We start from the raw sequence: 23,241 nt of genomic DNA, 5'->3' as shown, positions 1-23,241 counted from the left end.
CGCGGCCCGGGCCTGCGCCCTCGCATCACGCGAGTTCGCGCAGCTTGTGCTTGAGCACCTTGCCGGTCGATGCGGCCGGCAGCGCATCGAGCACGCGGATGCGCGCGGGCCGCTTGTAAGGCGCGAGCCGTTGCGCGCACCACGCCTGCAGCGCGGCCTCGGTCGCGCTCGCACCGGGCACCAGCTCGACGAACGCGAGCACTTCCTCGTTGCCCTCGACCGCCCGGCCGACGACCGCCGCCTGCACGACATCCGGATGCGCGTTCAGCACCTGTTCGACTTCGACCGGATACACGTTGAACCCCGAACGGATGATCAGCTCCTTGCTGCGGCCCGCGATCGTCACCGAGCCGTCCGCTTCCTGGCGCGCGAGATCGCCGGTGCTGAGCCAGCCGTCCGGCGATACGGCGGCGCGCGTGGCTTCCGCGTTGCGGTAGTAGCCGAGCATCACGTTCGGCCCGCGCACGCGGATTTCGCCCACTTCACCTTGCGGCACGTCGGCACCGTCCGGTGCGACGATGCGCATCTCGACGCCCGGGATCGGCAGGCCGACCGAGCAGTCCGCACGCGGTGCATCGAGCGGTGTCTGCGTGATCGTCGGGCTGCTCTCGGTCATTCCATAGCCGTTGTGCAGCGGCACGCCGTATACGCGCTCGACGCGCGCCTTCAGGTCGGCGTCGAGCGGCGAGCCGCCCGAATACGCGAAGCGCAGCCGCGGCGCGCGCCACGCGTGCGCATGTGTGTGCAGATGCTCGAGCAGCTTCGCGTGCATCGCGGGCACGCCCTGGAAGATCGTCACGCCTTCGTCGGCGAGCGCCACGCGCACGGCCTCCGGCGAGAAGCGCGGCGCAAGCCGCAGCGTCGCGCCGGCGTACAGGCTGCCGAGGCAGACCGATGCGAGCCCGTACACGTGCGATACGGGCAGCACCGTGTAGACGACGTCGTCCGGCGCCACGCGGCGCAGCGTGCTCGACGTCGCCGCGATGAACAGCAGGTTGCGGTGCGACAGCATCACGCCTTTCGGCGTGCCCGTCGTGCCGGTCGTGTAGATGAGCGCCGCGCATTGCGCAGCGCCATCGGCCGCCACCGGTTCGCCGGGCGCGCTCGCGTCGACGCGGTACGACCACGCGCCGATGTCGACCGGCAGCGTCTCGGCCGGCGTCGCGTCGTGGCGTGCCGCGTGTGCGCGCGCATCGGGCGACGCCTCCGTCGCGAATGCGATCAGCTTCGGCCGCGCGTGCGCGGCGATCGCATCGAGTTCGCCGGCCGACAGCCGCGCGTTCGACACGAGCGCCCATGCGTCGATGCGCGCGGCCGCGAACAGCAGCACGATCTGCGCGACGCTGTTTTCCGCGACGATCATCACGCGATCGCCGCCTTGCACGCCGAGGCCCGCGAGCCGCTCGGCCGCCGCATCGACCGCGCGCGCCAGCTGGCCGTACGACAGGCGGCGCGCATCCTCGATCAGCGCCGGATGCGCGGGGGCTTGCTCGGCCCAGCGGGCCGGCACGTCGGCGATGCGGCCGGGCAACGCGGCGAGCAGTGCCGCGACGTCGAGCGGCGCGGATGAGCGGACAGGCGAGGACATGGCGTCTCCAGAAGAAGGGCCGGGCGGCGGCGCGGCGAGTTTTGCGAACGATCGTGCCACGATGGCGGGCGCGCCACAATCGGCCAATCGGGCAATAGCGCTTCGCGATGTCCGCAATGATGGCGGACGGACGCCGACGCAGATGCGCCCGCGCGAGGCGCGCTCGCCCGCGACACCGGTGCAAAAGGGCCGCGAGTATACCGCCGGCGCGCGGCACGCCGCCGCGAACCCGGGCCGTTGCGATCGTGCATTGACGCGCCGTGCGCCGGTCGTTCGCCATTAAAATGCCGCCATGAGCAAATCCAGACACGTGTCCGAGACACCCGCGACCCAACTGCTGCGCCGCCACGGCGTCGCCTTCGGCGAGCATCCGTACGATTATGTCGAGCACGGCGGCACCGGCGAGTCGGCGCGCCAGCTCGGCGTCGACGAACACAGCGTCGTGAAGACGCTCGTGATGGAGGACGAGCACGCGAAGCCGCTGATCGTGCTGATGCACGGCGACCGCACGGTGTCGACCAAGAACCTCGCGCGGCAGATCGGCGCGAAGCGCGTCGAGCCGTGCAAGCCCGATGTCGCGAACCGCCATTCCGGCTATCTGGTCGGCGGCACGTCGCCGTTCGGCACGCGCAAGACGATGCCGGTGTACGTCGAATCCACCATCCTCGAATTGCCGACGATCTACCTGAACGGCGGCCGCCGCGGCTATCTCGTGAGCCTCGCGCCGGCGGTGCTCACGACGCTGCTCGGTGCGACGCCCGTGCAGTGCGCGAGCGTCGACTGAGGGTTTCACCTTCGTGGCAGCCCGTGCCCGTTCGGTAGAATGGGCGCCGTTTCGGCCGGCCGCCACGCCCCGCCGGCGGTTCGCCGCGACGGCGCCCGCCGCAACCGGCCGGCATGCCGTGCCCGGCCGCCCCTTCACCGATACGTTGAAAGAAGAGTTCTCCGCATGCAGATCCTGCTCGCCGCACTTGTTGCCTACCTGATCGGTTCGGTGTCGTTCGCCGTCGTCGTCAGCGCCGCGATGGGCCTGGCCGATCCCCGTTCGTACGGGTCGAAGAATCCCGGCGCGACCAATGTGCTGCGCAGCGGCAACAAGAAGGCCGCGATCCTGACGCTCGTCGGCGACGCGTTCAAGGGCTGGCTCGCCGTCTGGCTCGCGCGGCACTTCGGGCTGCCCGACGTCGCCGTGGCGTGGGTCGCGATCGCCGTGTTCCTCGGCCACCTGTATCCGGTGTTCTTCCGCTTCCAGGGCGGCAAGGGCGTCGCGACCGCGGCCGGCGTGCTGCTCGCCGTGCATCCGGTGCTCGGCCTCGCGACCGCGCTGACCTGGCTGATCGTCGCGTTCTTCTTCCGCTATTCGTCGCTCGCGGCGCTGGTGGCGGCCGTGTTCGCTCCGGTGTTCGACGTGTTCCTGTTCGGCACCGGCCACAACCCGGTCGCGTGGGCTGTGCTCGCGATGAGCGTGCTGCTCGTATGGCGCCACCGCAGCAACATCTCGAAGCTGCTGGCGGGGCAGGAAAGCCGGATCGGCGACAAGAAGAAGGCGGCGTCCGACGGCGGCGCGCAGGACGGCGGGAAGGCCTGAGGAAAGAAGTGACCGCTGCCACCCGCCGCGGCGCCCCGCGCGCGGGGCCCGGCGGCGCGGCGCGACCGGCGGACTGCCGGTCGAGAGCGTCGATCAGTCGCGGAAGTTGTTGAAGTCGAGCGGGGTGTCGGTCACGTCCTTGCGCAGCATCGCGATCACGCTCTGCAGGTCGTCGCGCTTCGTGCCGGCCACGCGCACCGCGTCGCCCTGGATGCTCGCCTGCACCTTGATCTTGCTGTCTTTCACGAGCCTGACGATCTTCTTCGCGAGGTCGCCCGTCACGCCCTTCTTCACGGTGACGACCTGCTTGACCTTGTCGCCGCCGATCTTCTCGACCTTGCCGTAGTCGAGGAAGCGCACATCGACGTTGCGCTTCGCGAGCTTGCTGATCAGCACGTCCTTGACCTGGCCGAGCTTGAAATCGTCGTCGGCGAACAGCGTGAGCTCGCGCTCCTTCTGCTCGACGCGTGCGTCGGAGCCCTTGAAGTCGAAGCGCGTCGAAATTTCCTTGTTCGACTGCTCGATGGCGTTCTTCACTTCGATCATGTTCGCTTCGGAAACGACGTCGAACGATGGCATGGCATTCTCCCTTGAGATGCGGGCGCCCGGCTCGCGCGCGGGCACTCGCTATAATTGCGGACTGTTTGCCATTTTACCGATGCCCCTCCGTTTGCCCAAGGCCGGCCGTGAGCCCGCCCGGCGGACGTGACCGCGAATGCCGATGCCTCCTGACGATTCCGCCCTGTCGCTGCTCCCCGACCATCCGCTCGCCGCGCACAACACGTTCGGCATCGCCGCGAAGGCGCGCTTCGCCGCGCGCATCACGCAGGCGGCGCAGTTCGAGGCGCTGCACCGCGACCCGCGCGTCGCATCGCTGCCGCAGCTCGTGCTCGGCGGCGGCAGCAACGTCGTGTTCACGCGCGATTTCGACGGCATCGTGCTGCTCGACGAGATCGCCGGCCGCCGCGTCGTGCGCGAGGACGACGACGCGTGGTACGTCGAGGCCGGCGGCGGCGAGACCTGGCACGCATTCGTTGCATGGACGCTCGAGCACGGGATGCCGGGCCTCGAGAATCTCGCGCTGATTCCGGGCACCGTCGGCGCCGCGCCGATCCAGAACATCGGCGCGTACGGCCTCGAGATGAAGACGTATTTCGACTCGCTGGTCGCCGTCGAGCTCGCGACGGGGCGTAGCGAGCGCTTCGATGCCGCGCGCTGCGCGTTCGGCTATCGCGACAGTTTCTTCAAGCGGGAAGGGCGCGGGCGCTTCGCCATCGTCGCGGTGACGTTCCGGCTGCCCAAGCGCTGGACGCCGCGGCTCGGCTACGCGGACGTCACGCGCGAGCTCGACGCACGCGGCATTTCGCCCGACGCGGCAACGCCGCGCGACGTGTTCGACGCGGTCGTCGCGATCCGCCGCGCGAAGCTGCCCGATCCGCTCGTGCTCGGCAACGCGGGCAGTTTCTTCAAGAACCCGGTGATCGACGCCGCGCAGTTCGACGCGCTGCGCGCGCGCGCGCCGGACGTCGTGTCGTATCCGCAGCCCGACGGGCAGGTGAAGCTCGCGGCCGGCTGGCTGATCGACCGTTGCGGCTGGAAGGGGCGCGCGCTCGGCGCGGCGGCCGTGCACGACCGGCAGGCGCTCGTGCTGGTGAATCGCGGCGGCGCGACGGGTGCCGAGGTCCTCGCGCTGGCACGCGCGATCCAGGACGACGTGCGCGAGCGGTTCGGCGTCGAGCTCGAACCCGAGCCGGTGTGCCTGTAACGCGGCCTGGCGGGCCGCGCATTGCATTCGCTTTTGCCCCGTACGAACAAAAAGCGCCGATCGTCGATCGGCGCTTTTTTTGCATGCGGCCGGATGCGGCGGCGCGCGGGTGCTGCGATCAGTGCTTGAGGCGGCCGAGCAGCAGGAATTCCATCAGCGCCTTCTGCACGTGCAGGCGGTTTTCCGCCTCGTCCCACACGACGCTCTGCGGGCCGTCGATCACGCCGGCCGTCACTTCCTCGCCACGGTGCGCGGGCAGGCAGTGCATGAAGAGCGCGTCCGGGTTCGCGTGGCCCATCATTTCCTCGTCGACGCACCAGTCGGCAAATGCCTGCTTGCGCGCTTCGTTCTCGGCTTCGAAGCCCATGCTCGTCCACACGTCGGTCGTCACGAGATCGGCGCCCTTGCACGCTTCGTTCGGGTCGTCGAACACTTCGTAGAACGGTGCGCTGTCCGGCGACACGAGTTTCATGTCGAGCGCGTAGCCCGGCGGCGTCGACAGGCGCAGCTTGAAGCCGAGGATCTGCGCGGCTTCGATCCACGTGTACAGCATGTTGTTCGCATCGCCGACCCACGCGACCGTCTTGCCGGCGATCGGGCCGCGGTGCTCGTAATACGTGAAGATGTCCGCGAGCACCTGGCACGGGTGATATTCGTTGGTCAGGCCGTTGATCACGGGCACGCGGGAGTTTTCCGCGAAGCGCGTGATCACGTCCTGCTCGAACGTGCGGATCATGATGATGTCGACCATCCGCGAAATGACCTGCGCGGAATCCTCGACCGGCTCGCCGCGGCCGAGCTGCGTGTCGCGCGTGCTCATGAACACCGCGTGACCGCCGAGCTGGAAGATGCCGGCTTCGAACGACAGGCGCGTGCGCGTCGAGCTCTTCTCGAAAATCATCGCGAGCGTGCGGTCGTGCAGCGGGTGATAGGTCTCGTAGTTCTTGAACTTGCGCTTCAGGATACCCGTGCGTTCGAGCACGTACTCGTAGTCTTCCAGCGAGAAATCCTTGAACTGCAGGTAGTGACGAATGGTTTTGGCGGTCATGAAACGAAATACGGCGGGTCGAAACCGGCAGCAGGGCCGGACGGCGCCGCCGTCGGGTGTGGATAACTCAAAGCAGCATAAAGGATTTTCTGTGCTTTGACGAGCCGCGCTGAAAACCGGGGGAGGATCGCAGCGTGCGCTCGAGCATGCCGGAAGAGGGCCCGCGAGACGACGCGCGATGTCGCGCTGCGGTATAATTCGAAAGTTTTCTCCAGCCCGGCAGGCAAGCGTTTTCACGCTCTGCCGGACACAAGCGATGCGCTGCACAAATCCGGTGCGGCGCGTCGGCGGCACGCGTCGACTACCTGTTTTTCGGGATATCGGAGCGCATGTGTCGCCGTCCACTCCAGCTTTGTGTTCGCGTATCCAGGCGCCGTCGCCTGGGCATCGCCGGGCCGTCACTTGGGTAACCACATGGCTGAAACCCCTCCGACCGAATTCTTCATCCAGGGCATCACGAAAGACGGGAAAAAGTTTCGCCCGAGCGACTGGTCGGAGCGTCTGGCCGGCGTGATGGCCTGTTTCGGGCCGGGTGCGAGCGGGCCGAATGCGCGCCTGAAATATTCGCTGTACGTGCGTCCGACGATGCTCGGCGATCTGAAATGCGTGATCCTCGATTCCCGGCTGCGCGACATCGAGCCGATGGCGTTCGATTTCGTGCTGAATTTCGCGAAGGACAACAACCTCGTCGTCACCGAGGCGTGCGAGTTGCCGGACTACAACGAGAAGAAGTGAGTTTGGCGGGCGACGGAGCATTCCGCGCCCGCACGTGATGGTCACCCGGCGCGATGCGCGGGCGACGCGCAACAAAAAAGCCCGCCTAGGCGGGCTTTTTTGCGATCGCAGGAAACAGGAACGCCCGCGAGAGCGGGCGCACCGGATTTACGCTGCTGCCTGCAGGCCCTTGACGGCTGCGGCGAGGCGGCTCTTGCTGCGAGCGGCCTTGTTCTTGTGAACGATCTTCTTGTCGGCGATCGTGTCGATCGTCTTCACGGCAGCCTTGAACAGCTCGGCAGCCTTTGCCTGGTCGCCGGCTTCAACAGCCTTGCGGACCGACTTGATCGCGGTACGGAATTTCGAGCGCAGCGCCGAGTTGTGCGAATTTGCCTTCGCGGCTTGGCGGGCGCGCTTGCGTGCTTGTGCGGAGTTAGCCATGACGGTTCCTTATCCTGTCCTGTTTCCAGAGCTTGGAGCCTGACGGCCAAGCGCTGCTTTTCGATCCGTCCCCTGAGAACGATTGCCCAGGGGCGCATAAAAAACGGTGATTTTAACCGAGGCCGAGACATGAAAACGACAGCCGCCGTGCATGTAACAGGCTCAGAAACCGGCGATTATAGCAACAAAATCAAGCGCGTGGCAAGGTCAACGTGACGTCGGCCGGACGGGGGCGCCGGCGGCGCCGGTCCTTTTCGGCATCCGTCCGTGCCGGGACACGCAACGTCCGTATAATAAGCGCCCCATGAATCTATTCCGAGCCCTGCTGACGGTCAGCGGCTTCACGCTGCTGTCGCGCGTGACCGGACTGGCCCGCGAGACGCTGATCGCCCGTGCGTTCGGCGCCAGTCAATACACCGACGCGTTCTACGTCGCCTTCCGCATTCCGAACCTGCTGCGCCGCCTGTCTGCCGAAGGCGCGTTCTCGCAGGCGTTCGTGCCGATCCTCGCCGAGTTCAAGAACCAGCAGGGGCACGATGCGACCAAGGCGCTCGTCGACGCGATGTCGACCGTGCTCGCGTGGGCGCTCGCGCTGCTGTCGGCGCTCGGGATCGCCGGCGCGTCGTGGGTCGTGTTCGCGGTCGCGTCCGGCCTGCATACCGACGGGCAGGCGTTCCCGCTCGCGGTCACGATGACGCGGATCATGTTCCCGTACATCGTGTTCATCTCGCTGACGACGCTCGCGTCCGGCGTGCTGAATACGTACAAGAGCTTCTCGCTGCCGGCGTTCGCGCCGGTGCTGCTCAACGTCGCGTTCATCGCCGCGGCCGTGTTCGTCGCGCCGCACCTGAAGGTGCCGGTCTACGCGCTCGCCTGGGCCGTCATCGTGGGCGGCCTGCTGCAGTTCGTCGTGCAGCTGCCGGGGCTGAAGAAGATCGACATGGTGCCGCTGATCGGCCTCAATCCGATGCGCGCGCTGCGTCATCCCGGCGTGAAGCGCGTGCTCGCGAAGATGGTGCCCGCGACGTTCGCGGTGTCGGTCGCGCAACTGTCGCTGATCATCAATACCAACATCGCGTCGCGGCTCGGGCAGGGTGCCGTGTCGTGGATCAATTACGCCGACCGCCTGATGGAATTCCCGACCGCGCTGCTCGGCGTCGCGCTCGGCACGATCCTGCTGCCGAGCCTGTCGAAGGCGCACGTCGACGCCGATACGCATGAATATTCGGCACTGCTCGACTGGGGGCTGCGCGTCACGTTCCTGCTCGCGGCGCCGAGCGCGCTCGCGCTGTTCTTCTTCGCGACGCCGCTCACCGCGACGCTGTTCAACTACGGGAAGTTCGACGCGCATACGGTCACGATGGTCGCGCGCGCACTCGCGACCTACGGGATCGGCCTCGTCGGCATCATCCTGATCAAGATTCTCGCGCCGGGCTTCTACGCGAAGCAGGACATCAAGACGCCCGTGAAGATCGCGATCGGCGTGCTGGTCGTCACGCAGCTTTCGAACTACGTGTTCGTGCCGCTGATCGGCCACGCGGGCCTCACGCTGAGCATCGGCGTCGGCGCATGCCTGAACTCGCTGCTGCTGTTCCTCGGGCTGCGCAAGCGCGGCATCTATCAGCCGTCGCCGGGCTGGCTGCGCTTCTTCGTGCAGATGATCGGCGCGGCGCTCGTGCTCGCGGGCCTGATGCACTGGTGCGCGATCAGCTTCGACTGGACGGGCATGCGCGCGCAGCCGCTCGATCGCATCGCGCTGATGGCCGCATGCCTGGTGCTGTTCGCTGCACTATATTTCGGTATGTTGTGGGTAATGGGCTTCAAATACGCTTACTTCAGAAGGCGCGCCAAGTGACGACCGCAATGACCCGCGTCCTCGACTACTTCAGCACGCTCGTGGCGGACGACAGCAGTCTGCCCGTCACGGAAACCGCGCTGTCGCTTGCGCAGGACGCGTATCCCGACCTCGACCTGCAGGGCACGCTGGCCGAAATCGACATGCTGGCCGCGCGCCTGCGCCGCCGGCTCGCCGACGATGCGAACCTGAAGGACCGCGTCGCCGCGCTCAACGAGTTCTTCTTCCGCGAACTCGGCTTCGCGTGCAATCACAACGACTACTACGACCCCGATAACAGCCACCTGAACGCGGTGCTGAAGCGGCGGCGCGGGATTCCGATCTCGCTGTCGGTGCTGTACCTGGAGCTCGCCGAGCAGATCGGCGTGCCGGCGCGCGGCGTGTCGTTCCCCGGCCACTTCCTGCTGCGCGTGACGCTGCCGGACGGCGACCTGATCATCGATCCGACCAACGGGCATTCGTTGTCAGAGGCCGAGATGGTCGAGATGCTCGAGCCTTACGTCGCGCGTGCGGCAGGCGCGGTCGACAGCGCGTTGCGCGCGCTGCTGCAGCCGGCCACGAGCCGCGAGATCATCGCGCGGATGCTGCGCAACCTGAAGACGATCTACCTGCAGACGGAACGCTGGCAGCGGCTGCTTGCCGTGCAGCAGCGGCTCGTGATCCTGCTGCCGGAACAGCTCGACGAGGTGCGCGACCGCGGCTTCGCCTATGCGCGGCTCGACTATCTGCGCCCGGCGCTCGAGGATCTCGAGCAGTATCTCGGCGAGCGGCCCGACGCGGACGACGCGACCGTCGTCGAATCGCAGGTCAGCGAGTTGCGGCAGCGGATGCAGCGCGACGGCGAGGACTGAGCCGCACCGGCATCGCCGAAACCCCGAACGTGAAAACGCCCGCATCGCGGGCGTTTTCGTTTGCCGTTGCGTGGCCGCTTACTTCGGCTGCATCCGGATCGCGCCGTCGAGGCGAATCACTTCGCCGTTGAGCATCGGGTTCTCGACGATCTGGCGCACCAGCATCGCGTATTCCTCCGGCTTGCCGAGCCGTGGCGGGAACGGCACCATCGCGCCGAGCGCGTCCTGTACGTCCTTCGGCATGCCGAGCAGCATCGGCGTCTCGAACAGCCCCGGCGCGATCGTCATCACGCGGATGCCGCTGCGCGAAAGGTCGCGTGCGATCGGCAGCGTCATGCCCGCGACGCCGGCTTTCGACGCCGCGTACGCGGCCTGGCCGATCTGTCCGTCGTAGGCCGCGACCGACGCGGTGCTCACGATCACGCCGCGCTCGCCGCCGTCGTTCGGCGTGGTCGCAGCCATCGCGGCGGCCGCGAGCCGGATCATGTTGAAGGTGCCGACGAGGTTCACGTTGATCGTCTTCGCGAACACGTCGAGCGGGTGCGCGCCGTCCTTGCCGACGGTTTTCGCCGCGGGCGCGATGCCCGCGCAGTTCACCAGGCCGCGCAGCGTGCCGGCGCGCGTCGCTGCGTCGACGGCCGCCTGCGCATCGGCCTCGCTCGACACGTCGCAGCGCACGAACAGCCCGCCCAGCTCGCTCGCGAGGGCCGTGCCGGCCGCCTCGTTCAGGTCGGCGAGCACGACCTTGCCGCCGGCGTGCGCGAGCATGCGGGCCGTCCCGGCGCCGAGGCCCGATGCGCCGCCCGTGATCAGAAAGACGTTGCCGCGAATCTCCATCACTGTCTCCTTGGTTGGATCCGATGCCGGCCGCCCGGAGCAAACGCCGGTGCGCCGGTCCACGCGTTCGATCGATTGTACGGGGCGCCGTCGTACGCCGGCCAGTGCGGCCAGGCCCGTGCGAATCGATGTCCGACGAAACCAGGTCCGACGAAACCAGCCGCAGCGGACGAAAAAAAGCCGCCCGGAAAGGGCGGCTTGCGGTGCGCGACGCGCTCGTTACTTCAGTGCGTCGAATGCACGCTCGCGGATTTCATCGACGGTGCCGAGGCCCGAGATCTTGCGATACTGCGGGGCCTTCAGGCCGTTTTCCTCGCCGCGCTGCGCCCAGTCGCCGTAGTACTTGATGAGCGGCTTGGTCTGCGCTTCGTACACTTCGAGACGCTTCTTGACGGTTTCTTCCTTGTCGTCGTCGCGCTGGATCAGCGGCTCGCCCGTCACGTCGTCCACGCCCTCGACCTTCGGCGGGTTGAACTTGACGTGGTACGTGCGGCCCGAAGCCGGGTGCGTGCGGCGGCCGCTCATGCGCTCGATGATCTCCGAGAACGGGACGTCGATCTCGAGCACGTAGTCGATCGCGACACCGGCTTCCTTCATTGCGTCGGCCTGCGCGATCGTGCGCGGGAAGCCGTCGAACAGATAGCCGTTCGCACAATCGGCTTCCTTCAGGCGCTCCTTCACGAGACCGATGATCAGGTCGTCCGTCACGAGCTTGCCTTCGTCCATGAAGCGCTTCGCCTCGATGCCGAGCGGCGTGCCGGCCTTGACGGCCGCGCGCAGCATGTCACCCGTCGAAATCTGAGGGATGCCGAATTTTTCCTTGATGAAGTTTGCCTGGGTGCCCTTTCCCGCGCCGGGCGCGCCCAACAGGATCAAACGCATGGTGATATCTCCAGTATGTAGATTCGTGTGGCGAGACGCAAAAGCGTCGGCGACGGCTGGCGCGGGGCTTGCTTTGCATGCGGCGGACCGGTCTGACGCGGCGCGTCGGCGAAGCGCGACGCGCGGCTGCCGGGGGCTGGCCGTTGCAGGGTCAAGCGAGGACGCGCGGGTCGCGGACGGCTCGCACAATCGCCTGATTATGCCACGGGTTATTTTGAACCCGGCCGAAAAAGGGCCTGCACGCGTGCGAGATCGGCCGGCGTGTCGATGCCGGCTTCGGGTGCATGTTCGGTGATCAGCACCGCGATGCGCTCGCCGTGCCACATCGCGCGCAGCTGTTCGAGCTGCTCGGCCTGCTCGATCGGCGCCTGCGCGAGCGACGGATAAGTGCGCAGGAAACGCGCGCGATACGCGTACAGGCCGATGTGGCGATGGACCGGAAAGGCCGGTGCCGGCATGGCCGCGACGTCGGGCCAGTGCGGCTGGTACGCATCGCGGCTCCACGGAATCGGCGCGCGCGAGAAGTACATCGCGACGTTGCGCGCGTCGAGCGCGACCTTCACGATGTTCGGGTTGAACACGTCGGCGGCGGTGTGGATCGGGTGCGCGGCGGTCGCGATCGCGCAGTCCGGATGCGCGGCGAGGTGCGACGCTACGTCGCGCACGAGCGCCGGATCGATCAGCGGCTCGTCGCCCTGCACGTTGACGACGACGGTGTCGTCGCTCCACCCGAACGTCGCGGCGACTTCCGCGAGCCGGTCGGTGCCGGACGGATGGTCGGCGCGCGTGAGCACCGCTTCGAAGCCGTGCTCGCGGGCCGCGTCGAGCACGCTCTGCGCGTCGGACGCGACGAGTACCTGCTGCGCGCCCGCTTCGCGCGCGCGCTCGGCGACACGGACGACCATCGGCTTGCCGCCGAGATCGGCGAGCGGCTTGTTCGGCAGACGCGTCGACGCGAGCCGGGCAGGAATGACGGCGATGAAGGGCTGCGGATGAGTCATCGGGGCTGGGCGGTGAGAAGAGCGGTGCGGGCGGCGCATCGAAGGCGCGCCGCCCGGGGCAGGGGCCGGCACGCGGGCGCGGCGAACCGCGGCCGGGCGCCGGTGGCAGGGCGGTGCGGCCTCAGCTGCCGGCCGGGCCGGCGGGGTCGACCGGCGTGCCTTCGACGGTCTGGCGCGCTTCGTCGACGAGCATCACGGGGATGCCGTCGCGGATCGGGTAGGCGAGCTTGTCCGCGTTGCAGATCAGCTCCTGCGCGGCGCGGTCATAGTGGAGCGGGCCTTTGCAGATAGGGCACACAAGGATTTCAAGCAGGCGAGCGTCCACGGAGTTTCTCCACAACGAGGGCAATGAGGCGAGGATCGAGCGCGGCTTCGACGGGGACGACCCACAGCCGAGCGTCGCGCCAGGAAGCGCCCAATTTTACTGCATCCTTCTCGGTGATCAGGATCGCATCGACCGCGTCGTCCACGAACGGATTGTCGGCGAACGCGTAGTGATCGGGCAGCGCGCGCGTCGCCGGTGCGAGGCCGGCCGCGCGCAGCGTCGCGAAGAAGCGCTCCGGCGCGCCGATGCCGGCCGCGGCGAGCACGCGCTCGTTCGCGAACTGCGACAGCGGGCGGCGCAGCGACGGCTGGTCGAGGTGCCACGCGGCGCCCGGCGTGAGCGCGAGCGCATAGGTGTCGGGCCACGGCGGCAGCGCGCCGCTGTACGGATCGTTGACGAGCGTCGCGTCGCGGTGGCGCGACAGCGGCTCGCGCAGCGGCCCGGCCGGCAGCAGGAAGCCGTTGCCGCCGAGCCGGTGGTCGAACACGACGAGCTCGACCGTGCGGGCGAGACGGTAGTGTTGCAGGCCGTCGTCGCTGACGATCACGTCGACGTCCGGGTGCGCGGCGCGCAGCGCCTGCGCGGCCGCGACGCGGTCGGGGCACACCCACACGGGCGCGCCGGTGCGGCGCGCGATCAGCAGCGGCTCGTCGCCCGCCGCGCTCGCGCGCGATGCGGGCGTGACGGCGGTGGGCGTCTTCACATTCGCGCCGTAGCCGCGCGACACGACGCCCGGCGTGAACCCGGCCGCGCGCAGCGCGTCGACCAGCGCGATCACGGTCGGCGTCTTGCCGGTGCCGCCGACGGTCACGTTGCCGACCACGACGACGGGCACGCCGACGTCGACCGGTTGCTTCCAGCCCTGGGCGTAGGCCGTGCGGCGCAGCGCCGCGCACAGGCCGAACACGCACGCGAACGGCGTGAGCGCCCAGGCGAGGGCGCCGCGTCGCTGCCATTCGCGTGTGAGACGCGCTTCGAGCCGCGCGAGCGGGCCGCCGGGCGCGCTCATCGGGCCGGATGCGGCGCGTGGTGCGCCGCGGCGTGGGACGGTTTCGTCAAATCGGATTCTCCGTTGCGCGGCGCATGCCGCAAGGTCTTCGGAAGGCGGCACTCTAGCGCGCCGCACGCGCACGCGGCAAGCGCGGCCGGGCGACGCATCCGTCGGGGCCGGATCGGAGAGGGTTGTGGATAACTCTGTGAAAAACTCCCCATCCGTTCGCGCCAAACGCCCGCCGGACGGACATCGAATCGATCCCAAACAAAATCGTAAGGTTTAAAAATATATAAAAATCAAAGCGTTACACGGAATTGTCTGGGTTTTTTCGCGGTTTTCAAATCGTTTTGGCGGACGATTTCCAGAGTGTGGACACATTCAGCGCCGGCGCGGCGCATGCGGCCGGCGCTGGACGCCGCGCGCGTGTCGGACTATCGTGTCGCCGCCAGCATTCTTCCGATCGCCCATGCTTTCCGACTCTCCTTTTTCCGCTCCCGGCGCGACGCGCGGCGGCGACGAAGTGATTCCCGTTTCGGCGCTCAATCGCGCGATTTCGACGATGCTCGAGCGGTCGTTTCCGCTGCTGTGGATCTCGGGCGAAGTGTCGAATTTCACGCGCGCCGCGAGCGGCCACTGGTATTTCTCGATCAAGGACCAGCAGGCGCAGATGCGCTGCGTGATGTTCCGCGGTCGCGCGCAGTACGCGGAATTCACGCCGCGCGAAGGCGACCGGATCGAGGTGCGCGCGGTCGTCACGATGTACGAGCCGCGCGGCGAAGTGCAGCTCAACGTCGAGGCCGTGCGCCGCACGGGCCAGGGGCGTCTGTACGAGGCGTTCCTGCGGCTGAAGGCGCAGCTGGAGGCCGAAGGGCTGTTCGCGCCCGAACGCAAGCGGCCGTTGCCCGCGCACCCGCGCGCGATCGGCATCGTCACGTCGCTGCAGGCCGCCGCGTTGCGCGACGTGCTGACCACGCTCGCGCGCCGCGCGCCGCACATTCCGGTGGTCGTCTACCCGGCGCCCGTGCAGGGTGCCGGTTCCGCGGAAAAGCTGGTCGCGGCCGTGCAGACGGCGAACGCGCGGCGCGAGGTCGACGTGCTGCTCGTCTGTCGCGGCGGCGGATCGATCGAGGATCTGTGGTCGTTCAACGATGAAGCACTCGCGCGGGCGATCGCGGCGAGCGAACTGCCGGTCGTCAGCGGCGTCGGCCACGAAACCGATTTCACGATCGCGGACTTCGCGGCCGACCTGCGCGCGCCGACGCCGACCGGCGCGGCCGAGCTCGCGAGTCCGCAGCGCGCATTGCTGCTGCGCGAAGTGGCCGACCGGCAGCGCGCGCTCGCACGCTGCCTGGAGCGCGGGCTCGAACAGCGTGCGCAGCAGCTCGACTGGCTCGCGCGCCGGCTCGTGAGTCCGGCCGAACGGCTGCGGCGGCAACGCACCCACGTGGAACAACTGGCGGTGCGGCTCGCGTCGGCGGCGTCGCGGCCGGTGCGCGACGCGCGTGCGCGTTTCGCGCTCGCACAATTGCGCTGGCAGCGCGCGCGGCCCGACCCGGCGCCCGCGCGTCAGTCGCTCGCCGCACTGTCGCAACGTCTCGCGGTCGCGCTGCAGCGCCGTCACGAGCGCGATACCGCGCGCGTGTCGGCCTGCGCGGCGCGGCTCGAGGTGCTGAGCCCGCAGCGCACGCTCGAGCGCGGCTACGCGGCCCTGATCGACGCGCAAACGGGCCGCGCGGTGCGCGCGCCGAGTGCGCTGAAGCCGCAGCGCCGGCTCACCGTGCATCTCGCCGAAGGCTCGGCCGACGTGTCGCTTGCCGACGTGCAGCCGCGGCTGACCGACACGATCTGACGACGACGGCGCAGCGCGTAAGCGAAACGAAGGTCGCGCGTCCGGCGCACCGGGTGCACTCCGGCTTGCGCGGGGCGCGGGAACGGATGCTGCGCGTCGCCGTCTCGTCCTGCCGGATGAAGCGCCAGCGGCGATTTTCTGCATACCGCGGATAAATGCCCGTGAGTTTGCGGGGATATTCGGACTCGCCTACAATCGGACGCTCGGCAGCATTCAACACAGCCTCCCTACATACTCAACGAAGGAATCGCCATGGCTCATACGCTCCCGCCGCTCCCGTACGCTGAAGACGCACTCGCGCCGACCATCTCGAAAGAGACGATCGAGTACCACTACGGCAAGCATCACCAGGCATACGTGACGAACCTGAACAATCTGATCCCGGGCACGGAATTCGAAAACCTGCCGCTGGAAGAGATCGTGAAGAAGTCGTCGGGCGGCATCTTCAACAACGCCGCGCAAATCTGGAACCACACGTTCTTCTGGAACAGCCTGTCGCCGAACGGCGGCGGTGCACCGTCGGGTGCACTGGGCGACGCGATCAACGCGAAGTGGGGTTCGTACGACGCATTCAAGGAAGCCTTCACGAAGGCCGCGGTCGGCACGTTCGGTTCCGGCTGGGCATGGCTCGTGAAGAAGGCCGACGGCTCGCTCGACATCGTGTCGACCAGCAACGCCGCCACGCCGCTGACGACGGCCGACAAGCCGCTGCTGACGATCGACGTGTGGGAACACGCGTACTACATCGACTACCGCAACGCACGTCCGAAGTTCGTCGAAGCGTTCTGGAACATCGTGAACTGGGACTTCGCAGCGAAGAACTTCGCGTAAGCCCCGGCATCCCGCACGCCTGCGCGGCGTGCGGCACGCCCCGAAAAAAGCCCTCGTCACGAGGGCTTTTTCATTTTCTCGTCGGGCATGACGCGGTGCGCGGCATTCGCCCGATCACACGATCATCGCCGACCACCAGCCGAGCGCCGCGCTCGCGATCACGACGGCCCACGGCGGCACGCGCCAGCACACGAGCGCGACGAACGCGACGAGCGCGGCCGCGAAGTCGCGCGGCGACACGATCGTGTCGCTCCACACCGGGTGATAGAGCGCGGCCAGCAGCAGCCCGACGACCGCCGCGTTCACGCCCGCGAGCGCGGCCTGCATGCGCGTGCTGCGGCGCAGGCGCTCCCAGAACGGCGCGGTGCCCGCGACGAGCAGGAACGACGGCGCGAAGATCGACATAAGCGCGATCGTCCCGCCGAGCCAGCCATTCGGCGCGTCGCGCAGCGACGCACCGAGGAACGCCGCGAACGTGAAAAGCGGCCCGGGCACGGCCTGCGCGACACCGTAGCCGGCGAGGAACGCCGAGTCGCCGATCCAGCCGGGCGCGACGACGGCCGCCTGCAGCAGCGGCAGCACGACGTGGCCGCCGCCGAACACCAGCGCGCCGGTGCGGAAGAACGCGTCGACGACGGCGAGCGTGTTCGAGTGGAGCGCGCTCGCCGCGACCGGCAGCACGACGATCAGTGCGGCAAACACGACGAGCCACAGCACGCCCGCGCGGTGCGACACGTGCAACGGCAATGGATCGTGGGCGCCGCGTTCGGGCTGCGGCAGCAGCACGAGACCGGCTGCGCCTGCCGCGACGATCACGACCACCTGCAGCCACGCGGCCGGGACGAGCAGCGCGATGCAGGCCGCGATCGCCATCAGCGTCACGCGGCGCGCATCCGGACACAGCGTGCGCGCCATGCCCCACACCGCCTGCGCGACCACCGCGACCGACACGATGCGCAACCCGTGCAGCGCGCCGGCCGCGACCGGCATGCCCGTCGCATGGACGCCGAGCGCGAACAGCATCATCAGCAGCGCGGACGGCAGCGTGAAGCCGAGCCATGCGGCGAACATCCCCGCATAGCCCGCGCGCGACAGGCCGATCGCCATCCCGACCTGGCTGCTCGCCGGCCCCGGCAGAAACTGGCACAGGCCGACGAGATCCGCATAGGCGCGCTCGGTGAGCCAGCCGCGCCGCGTGACGAACGCGTCGCGAAAGTAGCCGAGATGCGCGACCGGGCCGCCGAACGACGTCAGGCCGAGCCGCAGGAAGGCGACGAATACGGGCCACGCATGGCGGGACGGAGCAGTGAGGGTCGACGTGTTCAAGAGCGGATGCGGGACGGGCGAACGATCCGCCACGATAGCGCAACGCCGTGACGGCGGGAATGCGTCGTTGCGGCGTCGGCGCGGCGGCGTCGGCGCGCGGTCAGTGCGTTGCGTCGGGCAGGCCGCTCGCGCGGCGCAGCGCGTCGACGTCGACGAGTTCGATTTCGCCGACGTGAAGCCGCACGACACCGTCGGCCTGCAGCGCCTTCAGCAACTGGTTGGTGGTCTGCCGCGTGAGCGACAGCATCGCCGCGAGCTTTTCCTGCGACAGGCGGATGCGCGTGCGGCCGGCGCTGATTCCGCCGTAGCCGTCCGCGATCATTAACAGCCGCGCGGCAAGCCGCTGCGCGGCCGGCATCACGCTCATCGATTCGACGGTCAGGAAGCTCAGCCGGAGCTTTTGCGCCATCAGCAGCGCGAACTGCCGCCAGTATTGCGGCGTCGCGTCGAGCATCGCGAGCAGCGCGGCCTGCGGGACGTGCAGCAGCAGCGTGTCGTCGAGCGCGATCGCATCGTGCGTGCGCGGCTGGCCGTCGAACAGCGCGATTTCGCCGAACCACGTGACCGGTTCGGCGACCGTCAGCAGCGCTTCCTTGCCCTGCGGATCGACCGCGCCTATGGTGAGGGAACCGCTCAGCACCGCGTACAGCCCGCACGGCGGATCGCCGCGGCGGAACAGCGCCTGGCCGGCAGGCAGCTGCCGCAACGCGGCGCGGGCGAGCAGCGCGTCGCGCAACGCGCGCGGCAGCGCGGCGAACCACGGGTGCGCTTCGATCTGCGGCAGGTACGGGGCGAGCGGCGAGGGCATGGGCACGCGATGTCGGGTAGCCGACAGAGGTTGTCGGGCGTGACGCGCATCATAGCGCTCAATGATCGTTCAGGAGACACCATGAAGACGCTCGAGGATCACCTTTCGCAGTACGCGGCCTACCATCGCGACGCGCGCAATATCGCAACGCACCTGGTCGGCATTCCGATGATCGTGTTCGCGGTCGAGGTGCTGCTGTCGCGGCCCGCGATCGGCGTGCTGGCGGGCGTCGCGCTGTCGCCGGCGCTGCTGCTCGCGGTGGCGTTCGCGGCGTTCTACCTGCGTCTGGACCTGCGCTTCGGGCTCGCGATGACCGCGCTGTTCGCGCTCGGCCTGTGGGCCGCGCAGACGCTCGCGCTGCTGCCGACCGCGCAATGGCTGGGAATCGGCGTCGGCGCGTTCGTGGTCGGCTGGATCGTGCAGTTCGTCGGGCACTGGTTCGAAGGGCGCAAGCCGGCGTTCGTCGACGACCTGGTCGGCCTGATGGTCGGGCCGCTGTTCGTCGTCGCGGAAGTCGCGTTCTTCGCGGGCCTGCGCGGCGACGTGCGCCGCGAAGTCGAGCGGCGCGCGGGCCCGGTCCACGGCGGCGCGCACTCGCATGTCTGACCGGTCGCCGCACCGGTCCGCGTGCGCGGCGCGGGGGCGCTCGGCGGCTGTTCCGGCGGCCTGCTCGCGGCGGCGATGCGCCGCGGGTCGAGCTGCCCGCGCACGCGTATCGCGCGGGCAACGCGAGCGCGGCCTGGAACCGCACGCCACGCCACGCGCGATGCGCAACGGCTAAGATGCGGGATGCGTCGCACGACAGGACGCGTACGCGGAGCAATCGCCATGGTGGATCGTCCGACTCTCGATGCCTACGAAGCCCATGCCGCGCAATACGCGCAGGACTGGCTCGACCAGGCCGCCCCCGACGACATGTATGCGCTGCTCGAGCAGTATTTTTCGCGTGGGCCGACCGCCGACGTCGGCTGCGGCGCGGGGCGCGATACCGCATGGCTCGCGTCGCAAGGATTCGACGTGCGCGGCTACGACGCGAGCGCGGCGCTGCTCGCCGAGGCACGCTTGCGCCACCCGTCGCTGACGTTCGAACTGGCCGCGCTGCCGGCGCTCGCGGGCGTGCCATCCGGTGCGTTTCGAAACGTGTTGTGCGAGACGGTCATCATGCATCTCGACGCGGCGGACGCCGCCGCCGCGGCGGCGCGGCTGGCTGACCTGCTGATGCCCGGCGGCACGTTGTACCTGAGCTGGCGGGTGGCGGGCAGCGGCGCGTTGCGCGACGAGCGCGGCCGCTTGTACACACCGCTCGATTCGGCGCGCATGCACGCGGCGCTCGGCGCGGGCATGCATGTGATCGACGAGCACGAGGTGGTCAGCGCATCGTCCGGCAAGCGCGTGCATCGGCTGATCGCGCGGCGGGCCGCCGACGCCGATGGCGCCGCATGAGCGCGGCGCGCGACGTCACTCGCCGTTGAGCGCGGCTTCCCAGTTGATGTCGACGCACAGCACCTGCATGCCGGTCGCGGCCGGCGCGGCGATCGACGCCGTCACGCACAGGTGCGCTTCGTTGATCGACAGGTACGGCGGTGTCAGGTGCACGCGGCCCGGCGCGCGCATCGCGTGGATGAAGTAGGGGCGGCGCTCCCAGCTCGCGCCTTCCGAATGCAGCAGCGGCCGGAAGCGTTTCGCCCGCTGCGATACGCTGCCGCGCGCGAGCACGTTGTCGCCGATCTGGCGGCCCGATGCATCGAGCAGGAAGCAGCGCGCGGTTTCCGGCAATCCGAGCACGGCGCCGGCCGCGTCGATCAGCGTTTCACCCGCGACGAGCTTGCGGCTCGCTTCCTCCAGCGCGGCGACATACGGCGCGAGACGTTCGGCCTGGGTGCGCTCGCGTTGCGCGACGCGCAGCCGCAACGCGGCCGACAGCGTATCCATGCAGCCGGCAGCGGCCTGCGGTTGCACGGGGTCGACGCTCGGCCCCGCGAAGTATTGACCCTGCACGAAATCGACGTCGCACTCGAGCGCGATCAGCGCGTCGCGCTCGGTCGAGAGCCCGCCCATCAGCACGAGCTGGCCGGATTCGTGCAGCAGCGACACGAGCCCCGGCAGCACGCGCTCGAGATGCGAGTGTTCGCTCGCCTGCGCGAGGATCCCGCGATCGAGCGTGACGATGTCGGGGTGCAGGTGCCACACGCGATCGATGTTCGAGTGCTTCGCGCCGAAGCCGCCGAGCGCGATCAGGAAGCCGGCCTTGCGCAGGCCGTCGACGATCGCCGCATAGCGCGGCGTCTCGCCGCCTGCCTGCTCGGGCACTTCGAGCACCACGCGATGCGGCGGCAGGCCGAGCGCCTTCAGGTTCGCGAGCAGCGCGTCGCCGTAGACGGTGTCCATCAGCGCAGCCGGGTGCAGGCTCAGGAAAAGCCATTCGTCGTGACTGTCGAACGCGTGGAAATTGCCGAGATGCAGCGATTCGGCGAGCCGGCCGAGCTCGAGCAGGTCGCCGCGCCGCGCCGCCTGCGTGAATACCTCGTGCGACGCGACCTGGCGGCTGTCCTCGTCGTGCGCGCGCAGCGACGCGTGGTAGCCGATCGCGCGACGGTGCGACACCGAGAAAACGGGCTGGAACACGCTGAACACGGTGTACGCGCCGTACAGCACGGTGCGCCGCTTTCCGTCGTCGCCTGCGACGGGGCGGGGCGGCTGAAAGCCGGGTGGATCGATGTCGATCATGCTCATGATGTCGGCCGAAGGAAGACTGCCAGTTTACCTACAGAATAGGCGAGCAAGAAGCATGCACGGCATCGCGCCCCGTGCGGCGCCCCGTCGCGCATGCCGGCTGTCGCGCGGTGCAGCGGTGCTGCACCGATATGGTGCGCGGTGCGCCGTCGTGGGTTCCCGGCGCGGCGCACGCGCGCGTCACGCGCGCTCGGACGGATCGGTCTTGTGCTGATCGCGGCCGCGGATCTCGGGCGCGAGCTGCGCGAAGATCCACGCGGACGCGGCCGTGATGATCCCGACGCAGATGAACGTCGCATGGAACGCGGGCAACGTGTTGCTCGGCGTCACCGTGCGCAGCATCCCGGTGAAGGTGGCCAGCAGCGCGCCCGCGACCGTGACGCCGAGGCTCATCGACAGCATCTGCACGAGCGAGAACAGGCTGTTGCCGCTGCTTGCGCCGCCGGTGCCGAGATCCTTCAGCGTCAGCGTGTTCATCGCAGTGAACTGCATCGAATTGAAACCGCCGAACAGCGCGAGATGCACGACCTTCACCCACACGGGCACCGTGTCGCGCATCAGTGCGAAGCTCGCCATCATCACGCCGACCATGATCGTATTCGCGAGCAGCACCTTGCGGTAGCCGTGCTGCGTGATCAGACGGGTGATGATCCGCTTCGAGAACATCCCGGCCGCCGCGACGGGCAGCATCATCAACCCCGCCTCGAATGCCGAATAACCGAGGCTCACCTGCAGCAGCAGCGGAATCAGGTACGGCATCGCGCCGCTGCCGATCCGCGCGAACAGGTTGCCGAGCAGGCCCACGCTGAACGTGTGGATCTTGAACAGTTCGAGCGAGAAGATCGGCTGCGGCGCGCGCACCGCGTACAGCCCGTACGCGACGAAGCATGCGAGGCTCAGGATCAGCAGCACGAGCACGGCCGCGTGCTGCATGCCGAGATCGGCGAGCCCGTCGAGCGACAGCGAGATCGCGACCATCCCGATCGTCAGCAGCAGATAGCCCTTCACGTCGAAGCGGCCGACCGCCGGATTGCGCGCGTCGGGCATCGAGTAGAAGGTCGCGACGCAGCCGGCGACGCCCACCGGCACGTTGATCAGGAAAATCCAGTGCCACGACGCGATCTTCACGAGCCAGCCGCCGAGCGTCGGCCCGATCAGCGGGCCGATCAGCCCGGGAATCGCGACGAACGACAGCGCGGCCAGGTAGCGCTCGGCCGGGAACGTGCGCAGCACGGCGAGCCGCCCGACCGGCAGCAGCATCGCGCCGCCCACCCCCTGCACGACGCGGAACACGACGAGCTGCGACAGCGTATGTGCGTTCGCGCACAGCAACGAACCGAGCGAGAACACCAGGATCGCGCTGAAGAACACGCGCCGCGTGCCGAACGTGTCGGCGAGCCAGCCCGAGACGGGGATCATCACCGCCATCGTCAGCGAGTACGCGATCACGACGGACTGCATTCGCAACGGCGACTCGCCGAGGCTCGCGGCCATCGACGGCAGCGCGGTGTTGACGATCGTCGCGTCGAGCGTCTGCATGAAGAAGCCCGTTGCAACGAGCCAGAGCATCACGGTGAGGTTCTTTTCGCCAGGAGCGGCGGCGGGCGGACGTTGGAACATGGGGACGGACCGGTGGCGCGGGACAGCCGCCATTGTAGGCAAAGCCGCCGTGCCGCGCAGGATCGGCGCAGGTGCGCCGGACGCCCGTCCGTCAGCCGACCGGTACAGTTCAGCCGAAAGTGTCCGCAGGCGTATCTGTCCGTGTGTGGACGCCGTCCGAAATACTGGCGTCATCGAACCACGCG

Annotated in this window: 23 protein-coding genes; 10 read left to right on the top strand and 13 right to left on the bottom strand. The window is 68.6% G+C overall.

What is annotated here, in order from left to right; translation table 11 throughout:
- Positions 1 to 25 precede the first annotated feature (25 nt).
- Positions 26 to 1,588: a class I adenylate-forming enzyme family protein gene (locus WS51_RS23250; RefSeq protein ID WP_069229823.1), complete on the bottom strand. Its 1,563-nt coding sequence runs from the start codon at positions 1,586 to 1,588 to the stop codon at positions 26 to 28.
- 292 nt (positions 1,589 to 1,880) lie between these two features.
- Here WS51_RS23250 and ybaK point away from each other — a divergent pair, with 292 nt between their 5' ends.
- Positions 1,881 to 2,372: a Cys-tRNA(Pro) deacylase gene (gene ybaK, locus WS51_RS23245; RefSeq protein WP_044848566.1), complete on the top strand. Its 492-nt coding sequence runs from the start codon at positions 1,881 to 1,883 to the stop codon at positions 2,370 to 2,372.
- A 165-nt stretch (positions 2,373 to 2,537) separates the two neighbouring features.
- The gene (plsY, locus tag WS51_RS23240; RefSeq protein ID WP_059450050.1) at positions 2,538 to 3,176 is read left to right on the top strand and encodes a glycerol-3-phosphate 1-O-acyltransferase PlsY; all 639 of its coding nucleotides are present in this window, start codon (positions 2,538 to 2,540) and stop codon (positions 3,174 to 3,176) included.
- 93 nt (positions 3,177 to 3,269) lie between these two features.
- Here the strand turns inward: plsY and WS51_RS23235 are convergent, their stop codons facing one another.
- Positions 3,270 to 3,755 carry a YajQ family cyclic di-GMP-binding protein gene (locus WS51_RS23235; protein ID WP_040141621.1) on the bottom strand — a complete coding sequence of 162 codons (486 nt, stop codon included), beginning with the start codon at positions 3,753 to 3,755 and terminating at the stop codon, positions 3,270 to 3,272.
- A 136-nt stretch (positions 3,756 to 3,891) separates the two neighbouring features.
- Here WS51_RS23235 and murB point away from each other — a divergent pair, with 136 nt between their 5' ends.
- The gene (gene murB, locus WS51_RS23230) at positions 3,892 to 4,941 is read left to right on the top strand and encodes a UDP-N-acetylmuramate dehydrogenase (protein ID WP_059769613.1); all 1,050 of its coding nucleotides are present in this window, start codon (positions 3,892 to 3,894) and stop codon (positions 4,939 to 4,941) included.
- 118 nt (positions 4,942 to 5,059) lie between these two features.
- Here murB and argF read toward each other — a convergent pair whose 3' ends face one another.
- The gene (gene argF, locus WS51_RS23225) at positions 5,060 to 5,989 is read right to left on the bottom strand and encodes an ornithine carbamoyltransferase (RefSeq protein ID WP_014896237.1); all 930 of its coding nucleotides are present in this window, start codon (positions 5,987 to 5,989) and stop codon (positions 5,060 to 5,062) included.
- 414 nt (positions 5,990 to 6,403) lie between these two features.
- Here argF and WS51_RS23220 point away from each other — a divergent pair, with 414 nt between their 5' ends.
- The gene (locus WS51_RS23220; RefSeq protein ID WP_006762342.1) at positions 6,404 to 6,724 is read left to right on the top strand and encodes a DUF3579 domain-containing protein; all 321 of its coding nucleotides are present in this window, start codon (positions 6,404 to 6,406) and stop codon (positions 6,722 to 6,724) included.
- A gap of 147 nt (positions 6,725 to 6,871) precedes the next feature.
- Here the strand turns inward: WS51_RS23220 and rpsT are convergent, their stop codons facing one another.
- Positions 6,872 to 7,144, bottom strand: coding sequence for a 30S ribosomal protein S20 (rpsT, locus tag WS51_RS23215; RefSeq protein WP_006482211.1), 273 nt, complete (start codon positions 7,142 to 7,144; stop codon positions 6,872 to 6,874).
- A gap of 304 nt (positions 7,145 to 7,448) precedes the next feature.
- Here rpsT and murJ point away from each other — a divergent pair, with 304 nt between their 5' ends.
- Positions 7,449 to 8,999 carry a murein biosynthesis integral membrane protein MurJ gene (murJ, locus tag WS51_RS23210; RefSeq protein ID WP_059540624.1) on the top strand — a complete coding sequence of 517 codons (1,551 nt, stop codon included), beginning with the start codon at positions 7,449 to 7,451 and terminating at the stop codon, positions 8,997 to 8,999.
- A gap of 8 nt (positions 9,000 to 9,007) precedes the next feature.
- Positions 9,008 to 9,850: a SirB1 family protein gene (locus WS51_RS23205; protein ID WP_069230035.1), complete on the top strand. Its 843-nt coding sequence runs from the start codon at positions 9,008 to 9,010 to the stop codon at positions 9,848 to 9,850.
- 78 nt (positions 9,851 to 9,928) lie between these two features.
- Here WS51_RS23205 and WS51_RS23200 read toward each other — a convergent pair whose 3' ends face one another.
- The 5 genes from WS51_RS23200 to lpxK all read right to left on the bottom strand — a co-directional run bounded on the left by WS51_RS23200 (position 9,929) and on the right by lpxK (position 13,904).
- On the bottom strand, positions 9,929 to 10,687 hold the full coding sequence (locus WS51_RS23200) for an SDR family NAD(P)-dependent oxidoreductase (RefSeq protein ID WP_059792158.1): 759 nt from the start codon (positions 10,685 to 10,687) through the stop codon (positions 9,929 to 9,931).
- Positions 10,688 to 10,906: 219 nt separating this feature from the next.
- Complete coding sequence (gene adk, locus WS51_RS23195; RefSeq protein WP_059450046.1) at positions 10,907 to 11,569, bottom strand: adenylate kinase; 663 nt, start codon at positions 11,567 to 11,569, stop codon at positions 10,907 to 10,909.
- Between the two features lie 209 nt (positions 11,570 to 11,778).
- Positions 11,779 to 12,570: a 3-deoxy-manno-octulosonate cytidylyltransferase gene (gene kdsB / locus WS51_RS23190; protein ID WP_059450045.1), complete on the bottom strand. Its 792-nt coding sequence runs from the start codon at positions 12,568 to 12,570 to the stop codon at positions 11,779 to 11,781.
- Between the two features lie 121 nt (positions 12,571 to 12,691).
- Positions 12,692 to 12,895 (bottom strand): Trm112 family protein, encoded by a 204-nt coding sequence (locus WS51_RS23185; protein ID WP_006750935.1) that lies wholly within the window; start codon positions 12,893 to 12,895, stop codon positions 12,692 to 12,694.
- Positions 12,876 to 13,904 carry a tetraacyldisaccharide 4'-kinase gene (lpxK, locus tag WS51_RS23180; protein ID WP_059450044.1) on the bottom strand — a complete coding sequence of 343 codons (1,029 nt, stop codon included), beginning with the start codon at positions 13,902 to 13,904 and terminating at the stop codon, positions 12,876 to 12,878. The genes WS51_RS23185 and lpxK overlap by 20 nt, the downstream gene beginning before the upstream one ends.
- Positions 13,905 to 14,355: 451 nt before the next feature.
- Here lpxK and xseA point away from each other — a divergent pair, with 451 nt between their 5' ends.
- Positions 14,356 to 15,738, top strand: coding sequence for an exodeoxyribonuclease VII large subunit (xseA, locus tag WS51_RS23175; protein WP_069229822.1), 1,383 nt, complete (start codon positions 14,356 to 14,358; stop codon positions 15,736 to 15,738).
- A gap of 252 nt (positions 15,739 to 15,990) precedes the next feature.
- Complete coding sequence (sodB, locus tag WS51_RS23170; protein ID WP_014723511.1) at positions 15,991 to 16,569, top strand: superoxide dismutase [Fe]; 579 nt, start codon at positions 15,991 to 15,993, stop codon at positions 16,567 to 16,569.
- Positions 16,570 to 16,683: 114 nt separating this feature from the next.
- Here the strand turns inward: sodB and chrA are convergent, their stop codons facing one another.
- Together chrA and WS51_RS23160 are read right to left on the bottom strand one after the other, a co-directional pair.
- Positions 16,684 to 17,895 carry a chromate efflux transporter gene (gene chrA / locus WS51_RS23165; protein WP_069230034.1) on the bottom strand — a complete coding sequence of 404 codons (1,212 nt, stop codon included), beginning with the start codon at positions 17,893 to 17,895 and terminating at the stop codon, positions 16,684 to 16,686.
- Between the two features lie 100 nt (positions 17,896 to 17,995).
- Complete coding sequence (locus WS51_RS23160) at positions 17,996 to 18,703, bottom strand: Crp/Fnr family transcriptional regulator (RefSeq protein WP_059450042.1); 708 nt, start codon at positions 18,701 to 18,703, stop codon at positions 17,996 to 17,998.
- Positions 18,704 to 18,784: 81 nt separating this feature from the next.
- Between WS51_RS23160 and WS51_RS23155 the strand changes: the two genes are divergently transcribed.
- Both WS51_RS23155 and WS51_RS23150 read left to right on the top strand, forming a co-directional pair.
- On the top strand, positions 18,785 to 19,309 hold the full coding sequence (locus WS51_RS23155) for an Mpo1 family 2-hydroxy fatty acid dioxygenase (RefSeq protein ID WP_059769621.1): 525 nt from the start codon (positions 18,785 to 18,787) through the stop codon (positions 19,307 to 19,309).
- Between the two features lie 222 nt (positions 19,310 to 19,531).
- Positions 19,532 to 20,146 carry a methyltransferase domain-containing protein gene (locus WS51_RS23150; protein ID WP_059540635.1) on the top strand — a complete coding sequence of 205 codons (615 nt, stop codon included), beginning with the start codon at positions 19,532 to 19,534 and terminating at the stop codon, positions 20,144 to 20,146.
- A 15-nt stretch (positions 20,147 to 20,161) separates the two neighbouring features.
- Here WS51_RS23150 and WS51_RS23145 read toward each other — a convergent pair whose 3' ends face one another.
- Both WS51_RS23145 and mdtD read right to left on the bottom strand, forming a co-directional pair.
- Positions 20,162 to 21,436 carry an EAL domain-containing protein gene (locus WS51_RS23145; protein WP_059506494.1) on the bottom strand — a complete coding sequence of 425 codons (1,275 nt, stop codon included), beginning with the start codon at positions 21,434 to 21,436 and terminating at the stop codon, positions 20,162 to 20,164.
- A 180-nt stretch (positions 21,437 to 21,616) separates the two neighbouring features.
- Entirely contained in the window at positions 21,617 to 23,056 is a 1,440-nt protein-coding gene (mdtD, locus tag WS51_RS23140; protein ID WP_059450038.1) for a multidrug transporter subunit MdtD, read from the bottom strand.
- Positions 23,057 to 23,241: the final 185 nt, after the last annotated feature.

The sequence above is a fragment of the Burkholderia territorii genome, from assembly GCF_001718335.1.
Lineage (GTDB): Bacteria > Pseudomonadota > Gammaproteobacteria > Burkholderiales > Burkholderiaceae > Burkholderia > Burkholderia territorii.
Note: the sequence above shows the minus strand (reverse complement) of the source record. Positions and strands in the feature narration are given on the sequence as shown.

Coding starts and splice junctions, on each gene's coding strand:
- WS51_RS23250 (WP_069229823.1), bottom strand. CDS start 1,588: ATGTCCTCGCCTGTCCGCTCATCCGCGCCGCTCGACGTCGCGGCACTG.
- ybaK (WP_044848566.1), top strand. CDS start 1,881: ATGAGCAAATCCAGACACGTGTCCGAGACACCCGCGACCCAACTGCTG.
- plsY (WP_059450050.1), top strand. CDS start 2,538: ATGCAGATCCTGCTCGCCGCACTTGTTGCCTACCTGATCGGTTCGGTG.
- WS51_RS23235 (WP_040141621.1), bottom strand. CDS start 3,755: ATGCCATCGTTCGACGTCGTTTCCGAAGCGAACATGATCGAAGTGAAG.
- murB (WP_059769613.1), top strand. CDS start 3,892: ATGCCGATGCCTCCTGACGATTCCGCCCTGTCGCTGCTCCCCGACCAT.
- argF (WP_014896237.1), bottom strand. CDS start 5,989: ATGACCGCCAAAACCATTCGTCACTACCTGCAGTTCAAGGATTTCTCG.
- WS51_RS23220 (WP_006762342.1), top strand. CDS start 6,404: ATGGCTGAAACCCCTCCGACCGAATTCTTCATCCAGGGCATCACGAAA.
- rpsT (WP_006482211.1), bottom strand. CDS start 7,144: ATGGCTAACTCCGCACAAGCACGCAAGCGCGCCCGCCAAGCCGCGAAG.
- murJ (WP_059540624.1), top strand. CDS start 7,449: ATGAATCTATTCCGAGCCCTGCTGACGGTCAGCGGCTTCACGCTGCTG.
- WS51_RS23205 (WP_069230035.1), top strand. CDS start 9,008: ATGACCCGCGTCCTCGACTACTTCAGCACGCTCGTGGCGGACGACAGC.
- WS51_RS23200 (WP_059792158.1), bottom strand. CDS start 10,687: ATGGAGATTCGCGGCAACGTCTTTCTGATCACGGGCGGCGCATCGGGC.
- adk (WP_059450046.1), bottom strand. CDS start 11,569: ATGCGTTTGATCCTGTTGGGCGCGCCCGGCGCGGGAAAGGGCACCCAG.
- kdsB (WP_059450045.1), bottom strand. CDS start 12,570: ATGACTCATCCGCAGCCCTTCATCGCCGTCATTCCTGCCCGGCTCGCG.
- lpxK (WP_059450044.1), bottom strand. CDS start 13,904: ATGAGCGCGCCCGGCGGCCCGCTCGCGCGGCTCGAAGCGCGTCTCACA.
- xseA (WP_069229822.1), top strand. CDS start 14,356: ATGCTTTCCGACTCTCCTTTTTCCGCTCCCGGCGCGACGCGCGGCGGC.
- sodB (WP_014723511.1), top strand. CDS start 15,991: ATGGCTCATACGCTCCCGCCGCTCCCGTACGCTGAAGACGCACTCGCG.
- WS51_RS23160 (WP_059450042.1), bottom strand. CDS start 18,703: ATGCCCTCGCCGCTCGCCCCGTACCTGCCGCAGATCGAAGCGCACCCG.
- WS51_RS23155 (WP_059769621.1), top strand. CDS start 18,785: ATGAAGACGCTCGAGGATCACCTTTCGCAGTACGCGGCCTACCATCGC.
- WS51_RS23150 (WP_059540635.1), top strand. CDS start 19,532: ATGGTGGATCGTCCGACTCTCGATGCCTACGAAGCCCATGCCGCGCAA.
- WS51_RS23145 (WP_059506494.1), bottom strand. CDS start 21,436: ATGAGCATGATCGACATCGATCCACCCGGCTTTCAGCCGCCCCGCCCC.
- mdtD (WP_059450038.1), bottom strand. CDS start 23,056: ATGTTCCAACGTCCGCCCGCCGCCGCTCCTGGCGAAAAGAACCTCACC.